A 25253-nucleotide genomic window follows, 5' to 3' on the forward strand; every position below is an offset into this window, starting at 1 on the left:
CAAACGTACTGCACACGTCTTTGTTTTTCGTTCTAAATAGACATACACAATAGGGTCTGTATATGCTATTCCATAAATTAGCGTCCAATTGTAGGTATCTGTGGTTACGTATATATCAAAAAATCTTTTTCAAGAATACATCAAGCTGTTGATATTCAATAAGAAAAGCATCATGCCCATGGATAGATTTTATTTCTTGATAGGTACTTTGTTTTCCCATTTTTTGTAATAATTGATGAGTTTCTATATTTTCTTCGGGAACAAAATACAAATCAGAGTTAGTTCCTATGATATGTATTTGTGTTTCAACCGATTGCATAACTTGTTCAAAATTGCCCCTATCTTTGGTAATATCAATTGTTTTAACTAATTGATTCATAAGTTTATACGCTGCAAGAGAAAAACGTTTTTCTAATTTTTCACCATGGTGTAAAAGCCATGTTTCTACGTTGTGAAGAGACTGATTTTCATGATGTAACGTACGATTGAACTTAATTTTAAACGATTGTGGCGAACGATAGCAGAGCATTGCATGTAACCGAGCATCGTGCATTGGTTGAGATGAAGTTTCTAAGATTCGTTCTTGAATTAAGCTATTAGCAATAATCCAATCCGATGATTTCCAATCGGTTGCAACAGCAACGAAATGTGAAAAAAGTTTTGGTGCCAAAGCAATCATTTCCCACGCAATACCTCCTCCTACCGAATTTCCTACCAATGCAAAAGCCTTTGAAATATTCAATATTTCTAAACCTTGTAGAAAGATACGAGCCACATCTCGAGCTACCCATTTGTAGGGATTTTGAATCAACATGGAAGCTCCATAACCATTACCTGGAACATCAAAGCACAGAATGCTATATCGTTGAGCATCAATAGGCTTTCCGTACCCTATAGCTTCGTTCCACCAACCATTTTCCCCCATCACTTGTGAATTACCCGTCAGAGCGTGATTGACCACAACAAGCGGTGCAGTGCCAAGTTCTTGCCCAAAAACCTGATACTGCAACCGTATTTCTTTATAATGTTCACCCGAAAGAGTTGAAAAATTTAAAATGTCAATATACCGATAGCCTGAACAGGCTTTTTCAAAATTTGTATCCATCTGTGAATGTTCGTTTTTCTTAGACAATCAGGTTAATCGCAAAATTACAAAATAAATTATTTTGTAGCTGAGTGTAGTATGAACATTCCATATCTCACACCTGCCGATACTCTATATAAACTAGTAACCAATTTTAGGTATGAAAGCTGTACTGAAAAGGATCAATTCTATTTCTATAGAATTAGAGAGTATATGTAATTAATCCCTAAAACAAGCCTTTTCAGTACATTGTAAAATTATTGAGCGCTGGAAAACGCCTGTTTCAAATCATTTTTCAAATCTTCGATATCTTCCAAACCAATAGACAAACGAATAAGGTCGGTAGTAACGCCCGTTGTTTTCTGTTGTGCTTCCGTAAGCTGTTGGTGCGTAGTGCTTGCAGGATGGATAAGTAATGATTTAGTATCTCCAATATTTGCTAAAAGAGAGAAAATCTTTACGTTATCAACGGTTTTCTTGGCTGCATCATAGCCTCCTTTCAACCCGAAGGTAACGATACCGCTTTGTCCTTTTGGTAAATACCTGTTAGACAATTCTTTATATGGACTATCATCTAAACCAGGGTAATTTACCCATGCCACCTCAGGTTGAGTCTGTAACCATTTAGCTAATTCTAATGCGTTTTCACTGTGTTTTTTGATACGAACTTCCAAGGTTTCCAAACTTTGCAAAATTTGGAAGGCATTGAATGGACTTAGTGCAGCTCCCAAATCACGCAATCCTTCGATTCGGATTTTAGCAATAAATGCCGCATTTCCAAGCACTTCGTGAAGTACTAACCCATGGTATCCAGCTGAAGGCTGTGTGAATTCGGGGAACTTCCCACTACTCCAGTCAAAGTTTCCTGCATCGATAATAGCTCCTCCTAAAGAAGTTCCGTTTCCTCCGATATATTTCGTAAGAGAATGGATAACGATATCCGCTCCATATTCAATGGGACGTAGCAAAGCAGGTGAAGCGACGGTATTATCTACAATCAAAGGAAGGTTATGAGCGTGAGCTACTTTAGCTATTGCTTCGATGTCCAACACATCCAATTTAGGGTTTCCTAACGATTCGATAAAAATCGCACGGGTGTTTTCTTTTACTGCTACATCAAAGTTTTTAGGATCTTTTGGATCAACAAATGTTGTAGTAATTCCCAAACGTGGAAGCGTAACATTCAGCATATTATACGTTCCTCCATAGAGACTATTCGACGCTACAATATGCTCCCCTGCTCTTAACAATGTCAAAAGAGCAGTTGAAATAGCAGCTGTTCCTGAAGAAGTAACTACCGCTCCGATACCACCTTCTAAGGCCGCCAATCGTTGCTCAAGAATATCGTTGGTAGGGTTATTCAATCGGGTATAGATATAGCCCGGTTGCGTAAGGTTGAATCGTCCAGCAGCATTGTCTGAATTTTCAAAAACATAAGACGTTGTCTGATAAATCGGAATGGCACGAGTTCCGTTATGTTCTTTTACGTTGTGTCCTGCGTGAAGTGCCTTTGTTGCTTGTTTTAAATTACTCATAGTTATTGATTTAGTATTATTTTCTGTTTCGTTATTATTTTTTGTTTGTTTTAGAATTCTTTTCTAATTCATTTGTAATAAAAAGAAAATATTTCCTATTTTAATCTTTTTGATATTTAATTTTTAATGCTTTTCAGGTGCAAATGTAGTAATATTTTTTACACAAACAAATTTTTAAGGTACTTTTTTAAAAATAATCTGTAATATTTCGCAAATACTTTTTTTGACTTACGCATCCAAAAACTTTCTTACTAGTAAAAAAGTGGTATATGAAAGAAAGAAGCAGACCTAAAAATAAATTCCAAAACATTTGGTTGATTGGAATAAAAGTAGTAATTTTGCACCCAATTTTAATTAAAACGTATTAAGCTATGTATGCAATTGTAGAGATAGCAGGGCAACAATTTAAAGTAAGCAAAGACCAAAAAGTGTTTGTACACCGTTTGCAAAATGAAGAGGGTCAGAAAGTTACGTTCAATAACGTTCTTCTCTTAGACAATGCAGGTGCAATCACTGTAGGCGCCCCAGCTATAAGCGGAGCTTCTGTAGAAGCAAAAGTATTAAAACATTTAAAAGGAGACAAAGTCGTTGTTTTCAAAAAGAAAAGACGTAAAGGTTTCAAAGTTAAAAACGGTCACAGACAATATTTGACAGAGATTGTTATCGAAAATATCGTAGCGTCTGGAACGGTAAAAGCTGAAAAAACTGAAAAGAAAGAAGCAAAATCTGCAAAGGCTGATGATTTGAAAAAAATTGAAGGTATTGGACCAAAAGCATCTGAGGCTCTCGTAGCAGCTGGTGTGGATACTTTCGCAAAATTGGCTAAAAAATCAGTAGACGAAATCAAAGCCATATTAACAGAAGCAAGTTCAACTTTATCACACTTAGATCCTCAAACATGGGCAGCACAAGCACAATTGGCAGCTGACGGAAAATGGGATGAGTTGAAAAAATGGCAGGACGAACTGAATGGTGGCGTTCAAAAATAATTTTTAACACTTAAAAAAAGAAAAAAATGGCTCACAAGAAAGGTGTCGGTAGTTCGAAAAACGGTAGAGAATCTCACTCGAAACGTTTAGGAGTGAAGATTTATGGTGGTCAAGTTGCCATCGCAGGGAATATTATTGTTAGACAAAGAGGAACTCAACACAATCCAGGGCAAAACGTATACATCGGTAAAGACCATACGTTACACGCTCAAGTGGATGGAATCGTTAAGTTCGAGAAAAAAAGAGACAATAAATCGTATGTTTCAATAGTTCCATTTGAAGCATAGTCGAAGGATATTAGTAAAGGAATAAAAAAGAGATTATCTAAATTTTAGATAGTCTCTTTTTTTATTTTCTAAATTTTATCTTAACTTTGTGGTGTATTCGTAAAAAAATCGACCATGCAAAAAACTCTTCGAAAGGCATTTATCATAGGTTTGTCAATTCTCATAGCTTTACTTTTGAATTATTTACTTCCCTATGAAGATAAAGTCAATAAAGGATTAGCTCTGTTGGTATTCATAGCTATTTTATGGCTTACCGAAATTGTTCACATTACTGTTACGGCGTTGTTGATTCCTATTTTGGCGATACTTTTGGGTCTTGAACAGACCAAACCAGCCTTACAGGCTTTTGCCAATCCTACGATTTTCCTTTTTTTTGGAGGATTTGTTATCGCTACCGCTTTGAGTGTTCAAAAGTTGGATCGATATATTGCCAATCGCGTAATTTCATTGGCTCGGGGTAATTTTGTTGTCGCTATTCTATTACTTTTTTCCGTAACATCCTTATTGTCAATGGGTATAAGTAATACAGCTACTGCCGCTATGATTATTCCATTAGCCATTGGGATGCTAAAAAATGTGGACTATCAAACGAACAGAAACACATATGTTTTTGTCATTTTGGGAGTAGCTTACAGTGCGAGTGTTGGAGGAATGGGATCGCTTGTGGGGTCTCCTCCGAATGCCATCGTAGCTTCGCAGTTGCATTTGACTTTCTCCGATTGGCTTAAATACGGAATACCTGTAATGATGGGGTTGATGCCACTGATGTTACTGGCTATGTATATCGTACTTAAACCAAATTTTAAAATTAAAGTGACTACAGAAAACTTGGTCGACAAATTAACCCGAAAACAATATATTACAATCATTATTTTTATAGTCACAGCACTTAGTTGGATTTTTGGAGATTTTTTAAATAGTACAATATCTTCCATTTTAGGAATTGCAAAAATTGCAGAGTTTGACGCTCTTGTTGCTATGATTGCAGCCGTATTGGTTTGTTTTTCAGGTGTTGCAAGCTGGAAAGAGGTTCAAGATAATACGGATTGGGGTGTACTATTGCTTTTTGGAGGAGGATTAACTTTAAGTGCCGTATTGACCAGTTCAGGAGCGAGTAAAGCTTTGGTCGATGGAGTTGTTTTTTTGATAGAAGGAAAACATTTCTATCTGATAGGCTTATTGGTAGCGGTGTTTATTATTTTTCTTACAGAATTCACATCAAACACAGCAAGTGCCGCTTTGCTTGTTCCAATTTTTATTTCCATAGCTCAAGAATTGGAAATGAATCCTTTAGGGCTTTCTCTCATCATTGGATTGGGAGCTTCGTGTGCCTTTATGTTACCTGTGGCAACTCCCCCAAATGCCATTGCTTATGGAACTGGGATGGTAAATCAAAATGATATGATCAAAATAGGATTCGTACTTAACATATTGAGTGTCATATTTATATCTTCGATGGCGTATTGGTTTTGGTTTTAAGATAATGCTGTTACCTTTATTCTGATTTAAACTTATACATAAGAAAACTTTTCGACGTATTTAGCTCATATCTATTGTTTAAAATTCTACTTTTGGTAGCATAGCCACCATAATCGACAATCTCAATTTGTATTGTTGAGTTCTATTTGTTTTTAGATATAAATGATGTTATGAAAATTTTATTACTTTCCGATACGCACTCTTACATGGATGATAAAATCTTATCACACGCCTCACAAGTGGATGAGGTTTGGCATTGTGGTGATTTCGGTTCGATAGAAGTTGCTAAAGCACTTGCTCAACAGAAACCTCTGCGAGGGGTTTACGGTAATATTGATGGTGCCGATATTCGTAGCCAATTTCCGGAAGTGAACCGTTTTTTCTGTGAAGGGATAGAAGTTTTAATGATTCATATTGGAGGTTATCCTGACAAATACACCTCTTTAGCTAGAAAAGAGATTATGAAGAATCCTCCTAAAATTTTTATATCAGGGCATTCGCATATTTTAAAAGTGATGTATGACAAGAAATTCCAGCTATTACATTTAAATCCAGGAGCAGTAGGTAAACACGGTTGGCAAACCGTTCGTACTATGATTCGGTTTGAGATTGAGAAAGAAGAAATAAAGAATGTTCAGGTTATAGAATTTCCGAGATGATTGAATTTTGGAGGTGCGTATTCTTCGTATAAAATATTTTTTGTGAGACTTTTGAGCGTATGTTTTTTAAGGTTATAGAGTTTAAGAGTTAAAAAAAATAAATATTTTTACTATTTGTAGGTTGTTTATTGTTTTGAAACTCTTAAAAATAACTTAATAAATCCAATAGTGTAGGGCTAGAAATTTTCGTGTGTTTCAACTATATTCATTCAGTTATCTAAAATAAATTATTATCTTTGCCTTTCGGAACATAAATAATTAGGTATATGAGCGAAACTCGACATAATTGGACAAAAGAAGAAATCATAGCGATTTACAACAAACCTTTAATGGATTTGCTTTATGAAGCAGCTACCGTTCATCGTAAATACCACGACCCTAATACTGTGCAGGTATCTACTTTATTATCAATAAAAACGGGTGGATGTTCCGAGGATTGTGGTTACTGTCCGCAAGCTGCTCGTTATCATACTCATGTGGAAACGGAAGAACAATTGATGAGCGTTTCACACGTAAAGGCACAGGCGCTACGAGCAAAATCATCAGGAGCCTCTCGTGTTTGTATGGGGGCAGCATGGAGAAATGTAAAGGATGGTCCAGAGTTTGACCAAGTGTTGGAAATGGTGCGTACGATTAATAAGATGAACATGGAGGTATGCTGTACTTTGGGAATGATTACTGAAAACCAAGCAAAACGTTTGGCAGAAGCAGGGCTATATGCCTACAACCACAATTTGGATACTTCTAAGGAATATTACGAAGAAATTATCTCTACACGAAGTTATGACGACCGGTTACAAACCATTGAGAACGTGCGTAAAACAAATATCACTGTTTGTAGTGGAGGTATTATCGGAATGGGAGAGTCTTTGGAAGATCGTGCGGGGATGTTGGTTGCCTTATCAACCTTAAACCCTCAACCAGAATCGGTGCCAATCAACGCCTTAGTTCCTGTGGAAGGAACTCCTTTGGAAGATCAAGAATTGGTTGAAATTTGGGATATGGTGCGGATGATAGCCACAACACGTATCGTAATGCCTACAACTCAGGTGCGTCTTTCTGCAGGAAGAACCCAAATGAGTCGTGAAGGTCAAGCGATGTGTTTCTTTGCAGGAGCAAACTCTATCTTTGCGGGGGATAAATTGCTCACTACTCCAAACCCTAATATCAATGAAGATATGCAAATGTTTGAAATATTAGGAATTAGACCCCAAGAACCTTTTGAAAAACATAAACAACCCGTTACGGTTGAAGCTAAAGATTCTCAGTATGTTGACTTGGGTGAGAATCCAAAATGGACTCGTCCGACCCACAAAATTGAACGCAACGAACAAAAACGAAAAACTCGAATGACGGAGTAAGTTTAAAAATACCATCTTACAAATAATCAAGAGTTTAGTAGTATGTTCTGTTTATAAAAAATATAATTGTAATTTTAAGAAAATACATACTACCCTTATTTCATGTAAATTAAGATGAATATCTTTACAAAAGATTGAAATCACATTTCTATTTTTTTACCAAAGGAATTGCTAAAAATATAAAATAGTAAAAATTAAAATTATGAAACGCTTCGGACAAGTAATCAAGGTAAAACCTGAAAAATTAGCTTATTATCGAGAATTACATGCCAATCCGTGGCAATCTGTTTTGGATAAAATTCACGAATGTAATATCCGAAATTACTCCATTTTTTTATTGAATGATGAGCTTCTTTTTGCATATTTTGAATATATTGGAGATAATTTTCGAGAAGATATGCAAAAAATGGCTGCCGATCCCGAAACACAACGTTGGTGGGCGGAAACCGATCCTTGTCAACAACCCTTAGAACTTAAGGAAGGCGAATGGTGGCACACAATGGAACAGGTTTTTCACACGGAATAGAATAGTATTATGAAAGGAATTATTCTTGCAGGAGGCTCAGGAACAAGGCTTTACCCGATCACAAAAGGTATTTCAAAGCAGTTACTACCTATATATGACAAACCGATGATTTACTATCCACTTTCGGTGCTAATGTTGGCGGGTATTCGTGAAGTTTTGGTGATTTCCACCCCACAAGACTTGCCTGGTTTTCAACGACTTTTAGGTGATGGTAGCGACTACGGAATTTCAATTAGTTATGCCGAGCAACCCTCTCCCGACGGACTGGCACAAGCCTTCATCATCGGAGAGCAATTCATTGGAAATGATGATGTTTGCCTCGTATTGGGCGATAATATTTTCTACGGACAAAGTTTCACCAAAATGCTTCTGCAATCCGTTGAAACCGCTGAAAAAGAGCGTAAAGCAACTGTTTTCGGTTATTACGTCAAAGACCCTGAACGCTACGGAGTTGCCGAATTTGATGCAGAAGGAAACGTGCTTTCCATCGAAGAGAAACCCGAAAAACCAAAATCGCATTATGCCGTAGTGGGACTGTATTTCTATCCGAATAAAGTTGTAAATGTAGCCAAAAACATAAAACCTTCGGCAAGAGGAGAATTGGAAATCACCACAGTAAACCAACAGTTTTTGAAAGATAACGAGCTGAAAGTACAGCTATTAGGGCGAGGTTTTGCGTGGCTTGACACAGGTACACACGATTCACTTTCAGAGGCTTCCAACTTCGTGGAAACTATTGAGAAAAGACAAGGGCTTAAAATATCTTGTTTGGAAGAAATTGCCTACCGAAGAGGTTGGATTTCTGCCGAAAAAATCCGAGAGTTAGCCCAACCAATGCTAAAAAATCAATACGGGCAATATCTCATTAATTTATTGAAATAATTTTTCTTCATCTTTTAGCAACTTACCTTTTGGTAACTTACCTTTTGGTAAGACGTAAAATTCTTATTACCTTTGCAAAAATATCGGTTATGCACGAGGAATTTACAAATGTGCCATTTACGTTTGGAACAATTATTCTGAAAACAGATTTTGTCAATCGACAAAAAGAAATAAAATTATTAAGACAATGTTTTTTGTCAGGGACGAATGTAATTCTGATTTCTCCTCGTAGATGGGGAAAATCTTCTTTGGTAGAAAAAGTTTCCGAATCATTTCAGAATGATAAAACATTAAAAATATGCAAGTTAGACCTTTTTAATATACGTACAGAAGAGGAGTTTTATATCTCTTTCACTAACGCAGTTTTAAAAGCTACTTCTTCACGGTGGGATGATTTTGTAACAAATGCAAAGCAATTTCTTTCACAATTGTTACCACAAGTTTCATTAGCCTCAAACGATGAAACTTCCTTACAGTTTGGTATCTCGTGGAAAGAATTACAGAAAAATCCGGATGATATTTTGAACTTAGCAGAGAATATCGCACAAAAGAAAGGTATCAAAATTGTGGTTTGTTTTGATGAATTTCAGAATATAGCCTCTTTTTCAGATAGTCTGTCATTTCAAAAGAAATTAAGAGCTCATTTTCAGCGACATCAGAACGTTTCATACTGCTTTTATGGTAGTAAACGACATATGCTGATAGAAGTTTTTACAGATACATCAATGCCTTTTTATAAGTTTGGTAATATTATTTTTCTTGAAAAAATTAACACTAAAGAATGGGTAAACTTCATTAAGCAACGTTTTGAAGAAACCAATAAGCAAATCACAGATAGTCAAGCTAAAAATATTGTAGAACTTGTTGATAATCATTCATATTACGTACAGCAATTAGCTCAACAAGTATGGCTTAGAACGACACAAAAAAGCAATAAAAAGCTTATAGAAAATACCCATCAAAGCCTGATACAACAACTTAGCTTACTCTTCATAACACTGACGGAAACCTTAACTAATACTCAATTAGGGTTTTTAAAGGCATTACTTAACGGAGAGCAGAATTTGAGTTCCAAAGAAGTGATGGATACTTATAAATTAGGTTCCTCAGCCAATGTGGTTAAGCTAAAAAGAGCTTTAGTAGATAAGGATATTCTAGATGATATGGCGGGGATTCTAACCTTTCAAGACCCGCTATATCGAGAATGGCTAAAAAAATATTATTTTAAGTTAAATTACTGATTATAATCAACATATGAACATAATCCAAACAGAAATAAAAGACGTTATCATCATTGAACCTAAAATTTTTGGTGATGAGCGCGGATACTTTTTTGAGTCGTTTTCACAAGAAAAGTTTGTGGAACAAGTTTGTAAAACAACTTTCGTACAGGATAACGAATCAAAATCGCGTTACGGTGTGGTAAGGGGATTGCATTTCCAGAAACCTCCGTTTTCACAATCAAAATTAGTACGCGTAGTGGTAGGAAAAGTTTTGGACGTTGCAGTCGATATCCGTAAGGGTTCGCCTACTTTTGGCAAACACGTAGCCGTTGAGCTTTCTGCCGAAAACAAACGACAATTGTTCGTCCCCAGAGGTTTTGCTCACGGATTTGCTGTGCTGAGCGAGGAAGTCATTTTTCAATATAAGTGCGACAATTACTACAATCCAAAAGAGGAAGGAAGCGTTCTGTGGAACGACCCTGCATTGCAAATTGATTGGAAAATCTCTCATCAAAATATTATTCTTTCGCAAAAAGACAAAGAAAGCCCCTTGCTGAAAGATACTTTTCATTTCGATTTTGATGTAAACCTATACGAATAATGCGATTTGAGACGATGAAAAACATATTAGTTACAGGAGCTAACGGACAATTAGGCTCTGAAATTCAGAATATTCAAGGAAAAACCAAAAATTACTTCTTTACAGATGCTTCGGACTTAGACATTACCGACCGACAGGCAATTTCGGATTTCGTAAAGAAAAATAACATTCAGATTGTGGTTAATTGTGCCGCATATACCAACGTGGACAAGGCAGAAGACGACATACAGACCGCCAACCTGATAAATAACATCGCAGTAGGCTGCTTGGCAGAAGTCTGCAGGGAAAACAACGCTTCTCTTATTCATATATCAACGGATTACGTCTTTGGAGGTACTAAAAACACACCTTACTCAGAAACAGACCCTACGGAACCGCTGGGAATTTACGGACGAACGAAATTAGAGGGCGAAAAAGCCATTCAGAATGCGGATATTGATTATCTTATCATCAGAACCTCGTGGTTGTACTCGCTTTCCTTTGGGAATAACTTCGTCAAAACCATTCAGCGATTGAGTTCTGAACGCAATGAACTCAAAGTAGTTTTCGACCAAGTTGGGACACCCACAAATGCTCGTGACTTAGCTGCATTTATCGTCCATATCATTGAGAAAGATTTGTACAAAAAACGCGAGGTGTATCATTTCTCAAATGAAGGCGTATGCTCGTGGTTCGATTTCGCTACCGAAATCGTTCGTATGTCAGGGAATGATTGTCTGGTTAAACCCTGCTTGTCGAGCGAATTCCCAAGTAAGGTAAAACGTCCAAGTTATTCGGTTTTGGACAAATCAAAACTAAAAAATGATTTTAATTATACGATTTCACATTGGAAAGAGGCTTTAAAAGGGAAAAAGTAAGTTACAAGAAACAAGAAACAAGTTTTCCGAAAGAAAATCAAACGACAAATGGCAAACGAATTAGAAGACAGATTATTTAATTTTTCTATCCGTGTAATTAACGGAGTTCGCAAACTGCCCAATGAAAAAGAATACAAGGTAATTGCGTACCAACTGATAAAATCAGCAACCTCAGTAGGAGCAAATTATCAGGAAGCACAAGGAGCAGTGTCACAGGCTGATTTTACTAATAAAATAGGATTATGCCTAAAAGAAATCAGAGAGACAAACTATTGGATACGAATTATCATTGCAATTTACCATAATGAAAAGACAGATTGGGAAACTTTAAAACAGGAGAGTAACGAATTGAAGAATATTTTAGCTTCAATCTATAACAAAATGAAATTAAAAAAATAGAAATCAATACACATCAAACTAACTTGGTACTTGTTAATTGGTTTTTGGTTACTTAAAAAGCACTTTAAATGAAAAAAAACATTTTAATAACAGGCGGAGCTGGATTTATAGGCTCACACGTGGTTCGGTTGTTTGTAAACAAATATCCTGACTACAGAATCATCAATTTGGATTTACTAACGTATGCCGGAAACTTGGAAAACCTCAAAGATATAGAGAAATCACCTAACTACGAGTTCGTAAAGGCTGATATCTGCGACTTTCAGGCTATGAAACAACTCATAGAGAGCAAAAACATCAGCGGAATTATCCATTTGGCAGCAGAAAGCCACGTAGACCGCAGTATTAAAGACCCTTTTACCTTCGCGAAGACCAATGTTATGGGTACGCTATCACTCCTACAGGCAGCACGTGAGGTTTGGAACGGCAATTGGGACGGAAAGCTGTTCTACCACGTCTCCACCGATGAGGTGTATGGTGCTTTGCAGATGGACAACACGCTTTTCACAGAAAACACAAAGTACGACCCACATTCGCCCTATTCGGCATCGAAAGCCTCGTCCGACCACTTCGTTCGAGCTTATCAAGACACCTACGGACTTCCGACAGTTATCTCTAACTGCTCCAATAACTACGGAAGCTATCAGTTTCCTGAAAAATTAATCCCTTTATTCATCAACAACATTCGCAGTAATAAGCCATTACCCGTTTACGGACGTGGCGAAAATGTGCGAGATTGGCTCTACGTTGAAGACCATGCCAGAGCAATTGACGTAATATTCCACAAGGGTAAAATTGGCGATACGTACAACATCGGGGGCTTTAACGAATGGAAAAACATCGACTTGATACGCGTCATCATCAAAGAAGTAGATAAGCAGTTGGGTCGCCCTGAAGGAAGCTCGGAAAAACTTATTACGTTTGTTACTGACCGAGCAGGACACGACCTTCGTTATGCTATTGACGCTACAAAAATTAAGGAAGAGCTTGGTTGGGAGCCTTCCTTGCAGTTCGAAGAGGGAATTCAGCGTACCGTAGCTTGGTATCTGCAAAATCAAGAATGGCTAGATACTATCACCAGTGGCGACTACCAAAAATATTACGACCAGATGTATAAAGGGAGATAGTTTTTTCTGATTCCACTGAGTCTGTAGATTTCTTGTGTTTTAAGAATCAACCCTTAAAAGGTAAATTTGTGTGTACTTTTTTTATTAAAAATATTTGCCATTCAGAATAAAGTTGTATATTTGCACACGCTAAAAAACTATTTGTCTCATCAAACTTGCAGAAAATGAATAAGTTAAAGAAATACAACATATCTTTTGCTGGCTTGAAATTGGGAAAACATCAGTTCGTTTATGAATTAGACAAAAGTTTTTTGGATTTGTTTGCGTACGACGATGTGAATGATGTACATCAAAAGGTGACGGTTGATTTAGACAAAAAGTCAAATCTGTTGGAACTCCATTTTAGAAATGAGGGAACAGTCAATGTGAATTGCGATTTATCCAATGAACCTTTTGATTTGGAGGTAGCAAGTGAGTTGTTCTTAGTTGTGAAATTTGGAGAAGAATTTAATGACGAAGACGATGAGTTGTTGATTCTACCACACGGAGAACATCAAGTGAATGTAGCTCAATACATTTATGAATTAGTAGTATTATCAATTCCTGCCAAACGCGTTCATCCGGATGTTCAAAATGGTACGTTACATCTTGATATATTAGATAAATTGGAAGAATTAAGTCCCAAAGGGGATGTAGACGAAAGGGAAATCGTTGATCCGAGGTGGGAAGGTTTAAAAAAAATAATAATAACTGATAAAGAAAAATAAGAAATGGCACATCCTAAGAGAAGACAGTCGAGAACGAGAAGAGATAAGAGAAGAACTCATGACAAAGCAGTTGTTCCTCAAATCGCAAAAGATCCTATAACAGGAGAAAATCACTTGTATCATAGAGCACATTGGCACGAAGGAAAATTATACTATCGTGGTCAGGTGTTGGTTGACAGTACAGAAGAAAGCAAATAAGATTTTGTTTCATAATAAGAAATTTTTTGATACGGAAGGAGTGCCTCAGGCACTCCTTTTTTTTGTACAAACATGACATAATCCTGCGGAGTAAGAAGCGTACAGAATTTTTTTGAGTTTAAAGTAAAAAAATATTTTAAAATATTGTGAATTAGAGGATTAACTATTTTTTTCATCATAAAATCGAAAGATAAATTATTATAAGTACGTATCTGGATTGTTTTTTTAAAAGCTTGTAAGCCAATATGTAAATTCGATTTAACAACATATTATGACTGATTTTGCTTTTTTATTTCCGAAAAAATAGTAACTTCGTGACTTGGTAAAAATGTCAAAATGAAGTATCGTCTTATATATACTGTCTTTTTTATATCTATTTTATTGATAATCAACGCTTGTACAACCAAAGCAAATACCTATTACAATCGACAGATGCAGCCGATTGTAACCAAATACAATGTGCTTTTCAATGGAGAAGAGGCTTTTGAATCGGGGTTGAAACAGTTGCATGAGCAATATCAGGATGATTTCAGTCAGTTGTTGCCAGTAGAACCCATACGTATGACGGGTAAAGTTCAGTTGGAAGGGGTTGAGAACCCAAATTTTGAACGTGCTGAAGAAAAAGCCATCAAAACTATTCAACTTCACTCGATGGTATTTAAAGGCGAACAACGTAACTACAAGATTGACGATGCCTATATCTTGCTTGGTAAGGCTCGTTACTACAACGAACGGTTTTTACCAGCTTTGGAGGCGTTTAATCACCTACTTACTAATTATGGGAAGAGTGAACGCATTAACGAGTCTGCGATATGGGCACAAAAGACCAATATGCGTTTAGGCAAAGATAAAATTGCTATTGAAAAGTTGAATGAACTACTTCCTAAAGAAAAGTTACGCAAAAAAGATCGAGCTGAAGCCTATGCTACTTTGGGTCAGGCGTATATCAATCAAAAAATGTATCCCGAGGCAGCCGAATCACTTTATTTAGCAGGTAAATATACATCCAGCAAAACACTCCGTGGGAGATATTATTTTATTGCCGCTCAACTCTATGAGCACCAAAAGCAACGTGATTCTGCAACGATAGCTTTTGAAAAGGTTGTGAAACTAAATTGGAAAATTCCTCGTAAACTATGGGTTGAGGCTCAGGCAGGAAAAGCTCGTAACAGAGATTTTACTCCCGAGGAGAAAACGGAATTTCTAACGTATTTGACTAAATTAGAAAATCGGTACGAACATAAAGATTATTTGGACGTACTTTATTTCACTCACGCTTTTCTCATTGAAGAGAATAGTAGGAGAATGGCTATTGAGTACTACCGCAGGTCTTTAAAAAATAATAAGGAAAACAATCCGTTGAAAGCTAAAACTCATGAACGTTTAGCAGATATTTTTTTTGAGCAGAAGGATTATACAGGAGCATATCACCATTTGGATAGTACCTTAGCTTATATTCCTGAGCATACGTTTGAACATCTTTATGTGGAGCGGAAGAAAGAAAACTTAGCAAAAATCACCGAATTAGAATATACTGTAAAACAAAATGATAGTATTCTGAAAATCATTAAAATGTCGGATAGCGATAGAGTTGCATTTTTTCAAAAACATATTGATTCTCTAAAGAAAAAAACAGAACAAAAAATGAAGAGTTCCTCAACAGTTAATCAAGGGATGGGCTTTTCTTTGCAAAACGTGACTGAGACAAAAGGAGGAAAATTTTATTTTTACAATCCTATGGCGGTTGCCTACGGAAAGCAACAATTTCAGCAGTATTGGGGAAATCGAAAATTGGAAGATAATTGGCGTTGGTCTGCAAAACAACAAACAGAAATAGAAACAAATCCAGCCACCACAGGGCGAGAGGAAAATGTACCTAAAAAAGATATAACCCCCGATTTTTATTTATCACAATTACCTAAAAATGAGGAAGAAATAAAACGTTTGGAAAGAGATAGAAATCAGGCGTTACTTCAATTAGGGATTTTGTACAAAGCTAAATTTAATGATAGCGAGTTGGCTATTGATCGATTGGAGCGAGTACTTGGATTTAACCCAGAACCAATTGTTGAGTCTGCAGTGCTCTATGAACTTTATAAGAATTACCGATATTTGAATAGTCCAAAGGCAGAAACTGTGAAAAATCACTTGTTGGGACGTTATCCACAATCAGATTATGCACAGCTTCTGCAAGGGAATGACACCTCACGAAAACAACGTGATTTAGAAGCTCAACAGTATTTACAAGAGCTTACCGTAGAGTTTAATAACGGTAAAATAGTCGAGGTTTTACAGCGATTGAACGAGGAAGGTACCACATTTAGGGAAACAGCTATGGTTTCAAAGCTGGATATGCTTCGGGCAAATGTTGTTGCTCGTTTGGAAGGTATCTTACCGTATCGAGAGGAGCTTTTAAAAATACAGATGAACTACCCTGAGACGGACGAAAGTAATCAAGCTAAAGAGCTTTTAGAAAATCTAATTGACGTTGAGAAAGAATCGTTTGTTGATGATGCTAAGGCTAGTTCGTGGAAAGTCGTTTTGATGGATATTCCACAAGGTAGAAGAGAAGTAATAAAGACGCAACTTGTCGAAAAACTGAAAGTAATTTCAGATAAAATCAGCATTTCACAAGATGTATATAACGTCAAGGAAACGTGGTTCGTAATTCACGGGCTTCAAAACCGAGATTCAGCCGACAGTGTTATCATTGAATTACAAAAAATAATCGGTGAAAACCAATTGGCAACCTTTCCAATATCCACGGAAAACTATCGTTTGGTACAAATCAAAAAAGCAAAAGAATCTTATTTAAACAGATAGTAACTAGTATAGTGATTAGAACTATTACCAACTACTAAAATCGCTATCAAAGTTTTCATACTTTGAAACCTTTCGGAATATGAAGTTTATCAATGTAGCAGAATGAATCCATATATATCTGCTAAATAGATTAAAAGTAAAGAAAGGAAGAAACAGATTGTGGGGGCAATCATCCACATAGTGAAAAAGCGTTTCACTTGAGACTTACGGAAGATATTTTTAGCTCCCATTTTTGCCACGCCAATACCTAAAATTGCTGCTACATTCATTTGAACTAAGGAAGTTGGAATTCCTTTAACTAAAGAGGCTAATAAGAGTAGACTTCCTGAAATAAATGCAATGATTACAGCTTCAAACTTTCCGAATAAGATGATTTCTTTGCCTGTGTTTTTAACGATTTTATGACCGAATAGGGAGCTTCCGATACCAAAGCAAGGTGCAATAATCAACGCCGACAACATCAGTATTACAGTAAAGTCGCTTTCTGTTTTTAGGCCTAATTCGTTGATAGTCATTGTTGAAATAGGCCCTGCAGCATTAGCCACGTTGTTTGATCCGATGGCGAAGGACACATATACCGACATTAAAATTAAAATAGTACTCCAAACGGGTCTTAAATTCTCATTTTGAGCTCTGAGCATGGTCAAACCACGTCTTCGCATAGGTTTGTAGATGTATTTTCCTGCTAAGTACGACAAGAAATAAGCTATGATGGGAAGTACAAACCATGATGGAATAATTTCAGCAAACAATTTAACGGTGTCTAACTTTCCGAAGTAGAATGCAGGTGCAGCGATTGAAAGAACGGCAGCTTGACTTGTTGATTGAGGAATTCCTAAAATGTTGGAGACTAACAATGTGATAGCCACTGAAAATAAAGCGATTGAAACTACTACGAAGGTCATATAGTTTGCATCAAGAATACCACCTCCCATAGTACTTGCCGTATTCTTTCCCGCGATGAAAGCTCCCAAAAATACTGCTATACCAAATATACCTGGAATCAAGCTTTTACGAATCACATCGGCTCCGTAACTTGCAGAAAATGCAGGAGCTGTTCCACTTCCTCCCATCGTAATAGCCAACGCCATCGCAATTATGTAAGGAATTAATAATTGGTTGTATATTGGAGCCATATTTTATATTATCAACTCGCAAATTTATAAAAAAAATAAAAAATAGAGAAGCTAATTGAAGGGAAAATATTAAACAAAATTCTGGTTAAGAATGGGGTTGGAGGATGGTAAAACGCGTAATTTTTTAGAAATTAAAAATCTTTTTTAAATAAAATTTGGTGTTATAAAAAAAATACGTATATTTGCAACCGCAAAACACCACTTGCGGGTGTGGTGAAATTGGTAGACACGCCAGACTTAGGATCTGGTGCTTCACGGCGTGGGGGTTCGAGTCCCTTCACCCGCACAACCTAAAACCTTAACTTACCAACAAGTTAAGGTTTTTTATTTTAATGTATTTATGGAACAAACAAGACCTAAAACTGTCTACTCCATTCTTTTTGCAATTGCAATAGCTCATATGCTCAATGATTTACTTCAGGCGGTTATCACCGCAAGTTATCCGCAATTGAAACAAGAATTCGGTTTGACAATGACCCAAATAGGGATCATTACATTTTGTTATCAAATCTCGGCTTCCATTTTTCAACCCTTAGTAGGCAATTACATTGACAAACGCCCTATGCCCTATGCACAGGTTTTCGGAATGTTCATCACTGCCTTGGGAATTATTACTTTAGCTTACTCATCTAGCTATGCTTGGGTGTTGGTCGCAGTTTTGTTGGTAGGAACAGGATCTTCTATATTTCACCCTGAATCATCGAGAGTGGCCTTCTTAGCTTCGGGAGGAAAACGTAGTTTAGCACAGTCCATCTTTCAATTAGGAGGGAATTCAGGAACCGCTATTGCACCTTTGCTCATAGCTTTGATTATTATTCCCAATGGAAGAATTTATAGCCTTTGGTTTTTGGTTTTCGCTTTTATTGCCATCATCATTTTAGCTTTTGTTGGGAAATGGCGAAGTAATGTACTAAAGATACATCGGAAGACTAAGAAAAAGGAAGTAGTTCTACCTAATTTAACTCCTTTTCAGATAAATATGTCAGTAGTAATTTTGATGGTACTTATATTTTCAAAATATTTTTATACCGCTGGGATTACGAATTATTTCCAATTTTATGTCATTCAGAAGTTTGGAGTCTCCGAAGTACAGGCTCAAATGTATTTGTTTTACTTTTTGGGTGCTGCCGCTTTGGGTACCTTACTCGGAGGAATTTTTGGTGATAAAGTTGGGCGTAAATTTGTGATTTGGTTTTCTATTTTAGGAGCTGCTCCTTTTGCTATTCTGCTTCCGTATGCAAATGAAACTTGGACAGCTATTTTGATAGTACTTATCGGGATTATTATCTCATCTGCTTTTCCTGCTATTTTAGTGTACGTACAAGAATTGTTGCCCAAGAAAATCGGTATGATTTCAGGGTTTTTCTATGGTTTTGCTTTCGGAATGGGTGGACTGGCATCGGCTGTGTTAGGAAAAGTCATAGATCTTACCGATATTTACTTCGTGTATGGCTTATGCTCTTTTTTACCGTTGATTGGATTAATAGCGTACTTTTTGCCAAATTTAAAAAGATAAATACCTAAAATACTTATAATGAATTGGATAATACTTGTCATTGCGGGGTTGTTTGAAGTGGCTTTCACTTTTTGTTTGGGAAAAGCCAAGATGACTGTAGGGAATGTTTCTTACGCTTGGTATGCGGGGTTTGCTACTTGTACTTTTGTTAGTATGTACTTACTTACGAGAGCTACACAAACTCTTCCGTTAGGTACGGCCTATGCTGTTTGGACAGGAATTGGAGCTGTAGGGACAGCTTTATTAGGTATTTTAATTTTTAAAGAACCAGCTTCTTTTTGGAGATTGTTTTTTATTACTACGTTGATAGGTTCCATCGTGGGGCTTAAATTCGTATCGAATTATTAAGAATAAATTTAAAACCTCTGAAAGTGTTGTTTTTTCAGAGGTTTATGATGTAAAACTTTGAATATAATTTTTGTATTCAGAATAGCTTATCTACTAAGTTCCTGAATTACTTTTAATTGATCTTCCGAAATATCTGGACCATCGTAGAATGAAACTCCTGTAGCTCCGCTTGCCTTGGCATGTTCGATAGCTTGTTTTAGTTCTTGAGCAGATATAGGAGGTACGTAAATCCCTGTGTGAAGTTCTGTTTCTTTGCCTTTCATATCTTCAACTCCTTGTTGTGTAGCAAAACCAACCCAGTCGACCTCTTCGTTATAGAAATTGTGATAAATCATAGGATAAACACGATCAACGTTCCATTTATCCCAACGTTGACGTACCATTTGACCTGCCATTTCAGGGTAAGGGAACACAGCTGCGGTTATTTTTTTTCCTTTATTGTGTACAATTTCAGCGGCATCGTTTACCAAATTGCGGATTTTGTTCAAGCGAAACTGTCGCCATTCCAAATCAAGAGCAGGGTTTTTAAGTTTTCGTGGATCTTTGTGATGCGTTTTCTCAAACTCTGCCACACAAACATCACAATAGCAAAAATCGAACTGTGGTAATTCTTCTTCTTGAACTAAGTTATAATTAGGTAATAATCCGATAGGTAGATAAATATCAGGAAAACGGATATAGTCCAAATGTACACTTGCAATGTCTTCAACATCCGCCAAATTACTCACCAGTTTCAGAATATGCTCACGTGATTCTTTCCGAGTGGGGCAAAGCCATTGATAGTAATCCACGTATGGGCGATGGTCAAAACAGGATTTTCCTTCACGACTGACCATGTACCACTCAGGGTGTTGCAAAGCTTCTTTGTCTCCAGGGCGGTTTACAGTCATTATCCAAGCGTGTAATTTGATTCCTTCTTCTTTGGCTATCGGAACCAAACGCTTTAATCCTTCTACATCGGCTTCGGTATTTACCAGTACTTCGGAAATACCATGTGTATTGTATTTTTTAAATTCCTCGTGGTAACTCTCATCGGTACGTTCAGGTTTATAGGTTATCCATGTAGAAAAGGTAAACTCCTTATTTTTTGATACAGAAGTTTCCTCCGTTGAAGTGGACTTTGGCTCATGGGACTGATTGCATCCAAACAGTAAAGCAAGTGCCAAAGGGAACGTATAAAAATATTTTTTCATATGTATATATGTTTAAAAGATTAATCTAAATGATTCACTAATTCAGCAAAAACTTTTTTAGCTCGTCTATTTTCATATAAAATCTGATAGACAGCATCTAAAATTGGAGTGTAACTTTTCTTTTTGTGGCTATTATTAATCTTATATGCACTTTTCACGGCATAATACCCTTCGGCAACCATATTCATTTCCATCATAGTACTTTTCACCGTGTATCCCTTGCCTATCATGCTTCCGAAAGTTCGGTTTCTACTGAAAAGCGAATATCCCGTTACAAGCAAATCTCCCAAATAAGCTGAATTGTTAATATTTCGTTTGATTTTATGGATGCGTTTAATGTATCGTCTCATCTCACGTATGGAATTACTCATCAGTACACTTTGAAAATTGTCGCCATATCCCAGTCCATGTGCAATTCCAGCAGCGATAGCGTAAATATTTTTCAGCACTGCAGCGTATTCTATACCAATAACATCATCAGAAACTTTCGTCTTTACGAAATATGTTGTCATTGCTTCGGCAAAGATTTTAGCCTTTTGTTTGTCAATACAAGCTATTGTTAGGTAAGATAAGCGTTCTAAAGCCACTTCCTCTGCGTGGCAAGGCCCTGCGATTACACCTATATTGCTGTACGGGACATTATAAAATTTATGTAAATATTCCCCTACGATAAGTCCGCTGTTGGGTTCAATCCCTTTGATAGCCGAGAAGATGGTTTTATCTTCCAAGGATACAGTAAGTTTACTTAATTCAGAACTTAAAAAAGCAGATGGTGTAACAAGTACTAAACAATTTCCGTAGGCAACCGCCTCGTTGATGTCGTTGGTTAAAATCAATCTGTCGGTATCAAATTCCACATCGCTCAAGTAGTTCAAATTACGCGAAGTGTCTTTAATATGCTCAATAGCAACTTCGTTGTGAACATACCAGCATACTTTTGAGACGTTATATGTTAATATCTTTGTGAGAGCGGTTCCCCAACTTCCACTGCCGATAACCGAAATTCTCAATTCTCTGTCCATTATGTATAACTCTGTTTTAAGGTAGCTAAAGTATAAATAATTTCTAAAAATTCCAAACTAAGGAATTTAAGATTTTTATCTCAAATAGTACGCATACATCAGTTCGATTCCTTGCTCTAACTCTATGGAATGTTTCCAACCTAGTTGGTGTAACTTTGAAGGATTGGTTAACTTTTTCATTGTTCCGTCGGGTTTTGAAGTATCGAAATGTATTTCTCCTGAAAAACCTATTCAATTAGAAATAAATCCCAAAACATTAACTATTCCCCTATTTTCAACGAATTTTCTAAGGCTAATTCTCTCGCCTCTATGATATTATCCTCTATCGAGCAATAAGTCCAACTACCGTAACGCCCTATGGAATATATATCATGGTTAGCCAACTGTTGTTTGAAGTGTTCCACTATTTGTACACTCTTTTGATTAATGTGTACATAGGCTGGATCCATCACCACACTATGGTTATCCACCAATTGTTCATCGGTAACAACACCTATTTTCTTTAAGTCAGAAAGAACACGTTCCAAAACCTTTTCTGTATCTCCTATGACGGCATCCTTTGTAAAACCAAGCTCCACGTATAAAGACATTCTATCCGACTTTATGATATTGTCATAGTACCCCAAACGATAAAAACAAATATCTTTATCGGGAACATACACCCAACTACTTTCCTTGTCCTTCCCTTTTTTATCAAACCCTAAGTTAAATACCATTACTTTGTTCCAAGTAAAGATGGACTCATCATAACCAATATCACACAATTTGAGCAACTTAGGGAAAGGCATTGTTGAAATAAGCCTATCATAAGAAATTTCTCTTTTGTTTGTATATGCAACCTTATTTACTATATCTATCCGTTGTAGTTCTTCTTGTAAAAAAACATTTTCTTGTTTTACATTTCTAAATAGGGAATTAACATATTCTATCGCTCCCTGTGATGAATAAACAAAATTATCATTGTATGAACTATTATTCTCTTTCTTGAAATTCAAAATAATCTCTTCTTTATTTGCTTTTGGAAAAAAACGTCCCATAGCCTCTGCATCTAAGTTATTCAAATCACAAGCATAGAGTTTTTCATTATATGGGATTAAAAACTTGTCAGATATACTTTTACCCAAATTAGCATAAACCATATCTTTAAATGTTTTTACCTGAATACTTTCTGTATTAAACAGGTCATATAAACACTCTATAAACTCGTGTTTTTCAAGCTGATGAATATTTTTTTGAAAAGGAAAATCAATATATTTACCTTTGTAATATATTTTTGTTACTTTTTTTACTGTTTTAAGTGTTTCGGATGCTATGTGCCTACAAACTAATTCTTTTAGTTTTTCATCTCTAAAATGAAAGAAATGCCCAGAATAATCCCATACATACCCATTTCTTTTGATGGTTTTACAATAGCCTCCAATTTCTTGGTCTTTATCTATCATCAAATAATCATTGTCGGTGAAAGTTGCGTATGCAATTCCAGAAATACCTGCTCCTACAATTAAATCCATATTTTACCTTTTATATTTAAAAAATCCGTTAATTGCCCAATGTGCTAAATAATATAAACTCTTGAAAAGCCCTAACTTTTCAACTTTATAATAAACAAGAAATTGGGGTTTTATTACTTTTTTCTTATTTCCTGTCGTACTTGAAGAAAAAACTCTATAAGATGCTAACACTTCTTTATTACCATAGGCAACTTTTATTTTTTTTAATATTTCTAACCAAAAAGCAAAATCGTCTCTCAAACTTTTTAATTCTTCTCTAAAAAATTGCTCTCCAGTTACACTTTTATCGTAAACACTTGTTAAACAAGATATAGGACATGTTTTTAAAAGAGAATTATACGTAACTTTTTCGGGAACAATAAAAGGTTTTAATTTTTGATTTCCATTTTCATCTATTCGGTTATAAGAAGCAAACACCAAAGCTGCATTTTTTTCTTTGAGAAAACTAAGCTGTTTTTCAAAAAAAGAAGACTCTAGTAAATCATCTGAATCTAAAAAGCAAATGTACCGACCTTGTGCATTTCGTAAAGCGTTGTTACGTGCAGAAGCTGAACCTCCATTTTTCTGTTGGATGAGCTTAATTCTCTTGTCTTTTTCTGTATATTCTCTGACAATCTCTACTGAGTTATCTTTCGAGCCATCATCAACAATAAGCATCTCCCAATTTTGGTAACTCTGCAACAAAACAGACTCTATTGTCTGCCCTACATACTTGGCTCCATTATACATCGGAGTTATTATTGATACTAAATTTTCTTTCATCGTAAAACTTTTATAATCTTCTGTATTTCATTTTCTATTATAATTTCTGCATGTTCAACAATATCTAATGATATTGTTTTTTCTAATGCTTTTTGAATGGAATTTTCCAAAAAAGGATTAAAAGTGATTGAAGGCTTACAAACTTCATATGTGTAAGGTAAATCAGCCGCTATTATCTTACAGTCAAATTCTTTCCCCTCAATAAGACCTAGACCAAAAGTTTCAGAAGTAGAAGGGAATATTATGTATTCACTTTTCTGATAATATTTTATTAAAACATCTTGTGGGACGTATCCAATATTCTGTATCGGAAATCCTTGTTTTATCCTACGATTGATAAGACGAGTTATTTCAGGAAATTTATCACTTACTGTTAAAATTAACTTACCTTTTCCGTGTTTTTTATAGAATTCACAAAAAGCATTTATTAGTCTCAAATGATTTTTATTTTTGTATGCGTTGCTAACGAAAAGATATGTATGATTTTCTTTTTCAAAATTATCTACTAACAAAGAACTTTCTTTTAATACTTTAAAGAAAGGAATTATATCTATTTTTTCTTCTTTTTCAGAATATAATGACATCATTTTATTTTTCACATAAGGAGATTGAACAATCCACTTGTCTGTATTTCTTTTTGATAAGTATATAAATTTTCTTTTCAAAAGATACATAAAATTTTCTTTTAAAGAAAAATCGGTAGATGATACGTAAATATATGAGGCACCGTGAAAATAAGTTAAGACCTCTGCTTTTAACCTAATTGGAGGCGGTACATTTCCAAAAGCTAAAACTTTTGAAAAACAATTTTTGTTTTTTCTATAAAACATGTACCTTTTGAACAAAGATGAGTCCATATATTGAACCTTATTGGTCGATTTGATACTATATGGATTGTCTTGAATGCGAGTATCCAAAAGATAAAAAACAGGTATTTGTGTTTTTTCAAGTTCTTCTACAAGGTAGTCTAGTAGAATTTTGCCTCCGCCTGTGTTTATGTATATTGCATCAATTAAAAGCATTGTTTG

Annotated in this window: 25 protein-coding genes, 1 tRNA gene and 1 pseudogene; 18 read left to right on the forward strand and 9 right to left on the reverse strand. The window is 35.8% G+C overall.

Going from position 1 to position 25253, the window contains the following annotated elements:
• Positions 1 to 115 precede the first annotated feature (115 nt).
• Together CGC52_RS03670 and CGC52_RS03675 are read right to left on the reverse strand one after the other, a co-directional pair.
• Positions 116 to 1105: an alpha/beta fold hydrolase gene (locus tag CGC52_RS03670; RefSeq protein ID WP_095894439.1), complete on the reverse strand. Its 990-nt coding sequence runs from the start codon at positions 1103 to 1105 to the stop codon at positions 116 to 118.
• 236 nt (positions 1106 to 1341) lie between these two features.
• Positions 1342 to 2619: an O-acetylhomoserine aminocarboxypropyltransferase/cysteine synthase family protein gene (locus CGC52_RS03675; RefSeq protein ID WP_095893458.1), complete on the reverse strand. Its 1278-nt coding sequence runs from the start codon at positions 2617 to 2619 to the stop codon at positions 1342 to 1344.
• 371 nt (positions 2620 to 2990) lie between these two features.
• Here CGC52_RS03675 and rplU point away from each other — a divergent pair, with 371 nt between their 5' ends.
• From rplU to CGC52_RS03750, 15 genes are all read left to right on the forward strand, one after another.
• Positions 2991 to 3608, forward strand: coding sequence for a 50S ribosomal protein L21 (gene rplU, locus CGC52_RS03680; RefSeq protein WP_042343678.1), 618 nt, complete (start codon positions 2991 to 2993; stop codon positions 3606 to 3608).
• A gap of 26 nt (positions 3609 to 3634) precedes the next feature.
• A complete protein-coding gene (gene rpmA, locus CGC52_RS03685; protein ID WP_042007564.1) occupies positions 3635 to 3895 on the forward strand; it encodes a 50S ribosomal protein L27 in 261 nt (86 codons plus the stop codon).
• Positions 3896 to 4009: 114 nt separating this feature from the next.
• On the forward strand, positions 4010 to 5374 hold the full coding sequence (locus CGC52_RS03690) for a DASS family sodium-coupled anion symporter (protein WP_095893459.1): 1365 nt from the start codon (positions 4010 to 4012) through the stop codon (positions 5372 to 5374).
• Between the two features lie 170 nt (positions 5375 to 5544).
• Positions 5545 to 6033 carry a metallophosphoesterase gene (locus CGC52_RS03695; protein WP_095893460.1) on the forward strand — a complete coding sequence of 163 codons (489 nt, stop codon included), beginning with the start codon at positions 5545 to 5547 and terminating at the stop codon, positions 6031 to 6033.
• Positions 6034 to 6299: 266 nt separating this feature from the next.
• Complete coding sequence (gene bioB / locus CGC52_RS03700; protein ID WP_042343673.1) at positions 6300 to 7394, forward strand: biotin synthase BioB; 1095 nt, start codon at positions 6300 to 6302, stop codon at positions 7392 to 7394.
• Positions 7395 to 7596: 202 nt separating this feature from the next.
• Entirely contained in the window at positions 7597 to 7920 is a 324-nt protein-coding gene (locus CGC52_RS03705) for an L-rhamnose mutarotase (RefSeq protein WP_095893461.1), read from the forward strand.
• A gap of 9 nt (positions 7921 to 7929) precedes the next feature.
• Positions 7930 to 8802, forward strand: a complete 873-nt coding sequence (rfbA, locus tag CGC52_RS03710) for a glucose-1-phosphate thymidylyltransferase RfbA (protein ID WP_095893462.1) — start codon at positions 7930 to 7932, stop codon at positions 8800 to 8802.
• 89 nt (positions 8803 to 8891) lie between these two features.
• Positions 8892 to 10043, forward strand: a complete 1152-nt coding sequence (locus CGC52_RS03715) for an ATP-binding protein (RefSeq protein WP_232751836.1) — start codon at positions 8892 to 8894, stop codon at positions 10041 to 10043.
• A 13-nt stretch (positions 10044 to 10056) separates the two neighbouring features.
• Entirely contained in the window at positions 10057 to 10626 is a 570-nt protein-coding gene (gene rfbC / locus CGC52_RS03720; RefSeq protein ID WP_095893464.1) for a dTDP-4-dehydrorhamnose 3,5-epimerase, read from the forward strand.
• Positions 10627 to 10640: 14 nt separating this feature from the next.
• On the forward strand, positions 10641 to 11483 hold the full coding sequence (gene rfbD / locus CGC52_RS03725; protein ID WP_095894440.1) for a dTDP-4-dehydrorhamnose reductase: 843 nt from the start codon (positions 10641 to 10643) through the stop codon (positions 11481 to 11483).
• 48 nt (positions 11484 to 11531) lie between these two features.
• On the forward strand, positions 11532 to 11882 hold the full coding sequence (locus tag CGC52_RS03730) for a four helix bundle protein (RefSeq protein WP_018279395.1): 351 nt from the start codon (positions 11532 to 11534) through the stop codon (positions 11880 to 11882).
• Positions 11883 to 11950: 68 nt separating this feature from the next.
• Positions 11951 to 13009 (forward strand): dTDP-glucose 4,6-dehydratase, encoded by a 1059-nt coding sequence (gene rfbB / locus CGC52_RS03735; RefSeq protein WP_095893465.1) that lies wholly within the window; start codon positions 11951 to 11953, stop codon positions 13007 to 13009.
• Between the two features lie 164 nt (positions 13010 to 13173).
• Positions 13174 to 13716, forward strand: a complete 543-nt coding sequence (locus CGC52_RS03740) for a DUF177 domain-containing protein (protein ID WP_042343650.1) — start codon at positions 13174 to 13176, stop codon at positions 13714 to 13716.
• Between the two features lie 3 nt (positions 13717 to 13719).
• The gene (rpmF, locus tag CGC52_RS03745) at positions 13720 to 13914 is read left to right on the forward strand and encodes a 50S ribosomal protein L32 (protein WP_042007588.1); all 195 of its coding nucleotides are present in this window, start codon (positions 13720 to 13722) and stop codon (positions 13912 to 13914) included.
• 336 nt (positions 13915 to 14250) lie between these two features.
• Positions 14251 to 16737, forward strand: a complete 2487-nt coding sequence (locus CGC52_RS03750) for a hypothetical protein (RefSeq protein ID WP_095893466.1) — start codon at positions 14251 to 14253, stop codon at positions 16735 to 16737.
• 89 nt (positions 16738 to 16826) lie between these two features.
• Here CGC52_RS03750 and CGC52_RS03755 read toward each other — a convergent pair whose 3' ends face one another.
• Positions 16827 to 17873, reverse strand: coding sequence for an inorganic phosphate transporter (locus CGC52_RS03755; protein WP_042007593.1), 1047 nt, complete (start codon positions 17871 to 17873; stop codon positions 16827 to 16829).
• A 204-nt stretch (positions 17874 to 18077) separates the two neighbouring features.
• On the opposite strand from CGC52_RS03755, the gene CGC52_RS03760 reads away from it, so the two are divergent.
• From CGC52_RS03760 to CGC52_RS03770, 3 genes are all read left to right on the forward strand, one after another.
• Positions 18078 to 18159 (forward strand) — tRNA-Leu (locus tag CGC52_RS03760).
• A gap of 54 nt (positions 18160 to 18213) precedes the next feature.
• Complete coding sequence (locus CGC52_RS03765; RefSeq protein ID WP_042343711.1) at positions 18214 to 19389, forward strand: MFS transporter; 1176 nt, start codon at positions 18214 to 18216, stop codon at positions 19387 to 19389.
• An 18-nt stretch (positions 19390 to 19407) separates the two neighbouring features.
• Positions 19408 to 19737 carry a multidrug efflux SMR transporter gene (locus CGC52_RS03770; RefSeq protein ID WP_042007598.1) on the forward strand — a complete coding sequence of 110 codons (330 nt, stop codon included), beginning with the start codon at positions 19408 to 19410 and terminating at the stop codon, positions 19735 to 19737.
• A gap of 86 nt (positions 19738 to 19823) precedes the next feature.
• Here the strand turns inward: CGC52_RS03770 and CGC52_RS03775 are convergent, their stop codons facing one another.
• The 6 genes and pseudogenes from CGC52_RS03775 to CGC52_RS03800 all read right to left on the reverse strand — a co-directional run bounded on the left by CGC52_RS03775 (position 19824) and on the right by CGC52_RS03800 (position 25247).
• Positions 19824 to 20930, reverse strand: a complete 1107-nt coding sequence (locus CGC52_RS03775) for a putative glycoside hydrolase (protein WP_095893467.1) — start codon at positions 20928 to 20930, stop codon at positions 19824 to 19826.
• 20 nt (positions 20931 to 20950) lie between these two features.
• Complete coding sequence (locus tag CGC52_RS03780; RefSeq protein ID WP_095893468.1) at positions 20951 to 21952, reverse strand: NAD(P)H-dependent glycerol-3-phosphate dehydrogenase; 1002 nt, start codon at positions 21950 to 21952, stop codon at positions 20951 to 20953.
• Positions 21953 to 22027: 75 nt separating this feature from the next.
• A pseudogene (locus tag CGC52_RS03785) lies at positions 22028 to 22183 on the reverse strand (GDP-L-fucose synthase); the annotation flags it as partial.
• 29 nt (positions 22184 to 22212) lie between these two features.
• Complete coding sequence (locus tag CGC52_RS03790) at positions 22213 to 23463, reverse strand: NAD(P)/FAD-dependent oxidoreductase (RefSeq protein ID WP_095893469.1); 1251 nt, start codon at positions 23461 to 23463, stop codon at positions 22213 to 22215.
• 3 nt (positions 23464 to 23466) lie between these two features.
• Positions 23467 to 24225 carry a glycosyltransferase family 2 protein gene (locus tag CGC52_RS03795; RefSeq protein ID WP_095893470.1) on the reverse strand — a complete coding sequence of 253 codons (759 nt, stop codon included), beginning with the start codon at positions 24223 to 24225 and terminating at the stop codon, positions 23467 to 23469.
• A complete protein-coding gene (locus tag CGC52_RS03800) occupies positions 24222 to 25247 on the reverse strand; it encodes a glycosyltransferase (RefSeq protein WP_095893471.1) in 1026 nt (341 codons plus the stop codon). Before CGC52_RS03800 ends, CGC52_RS03795 begins: the two co-directional genes overlap by 4 nt.
• Positions 25248 to 25253 lie beyond the last annotated feature (6 nt).

It is taken from the genome of Capnocytophaga sp. H2931, from assembly GCF_002302535.1.
Taxonomy (GTDB): domain Bacteria; phylum Bacteroidota; class Bacteroidia; order Flavobacteriales; family Flavobacteriaceae; genus Capnocytophaga; species Capnocytophaga canis.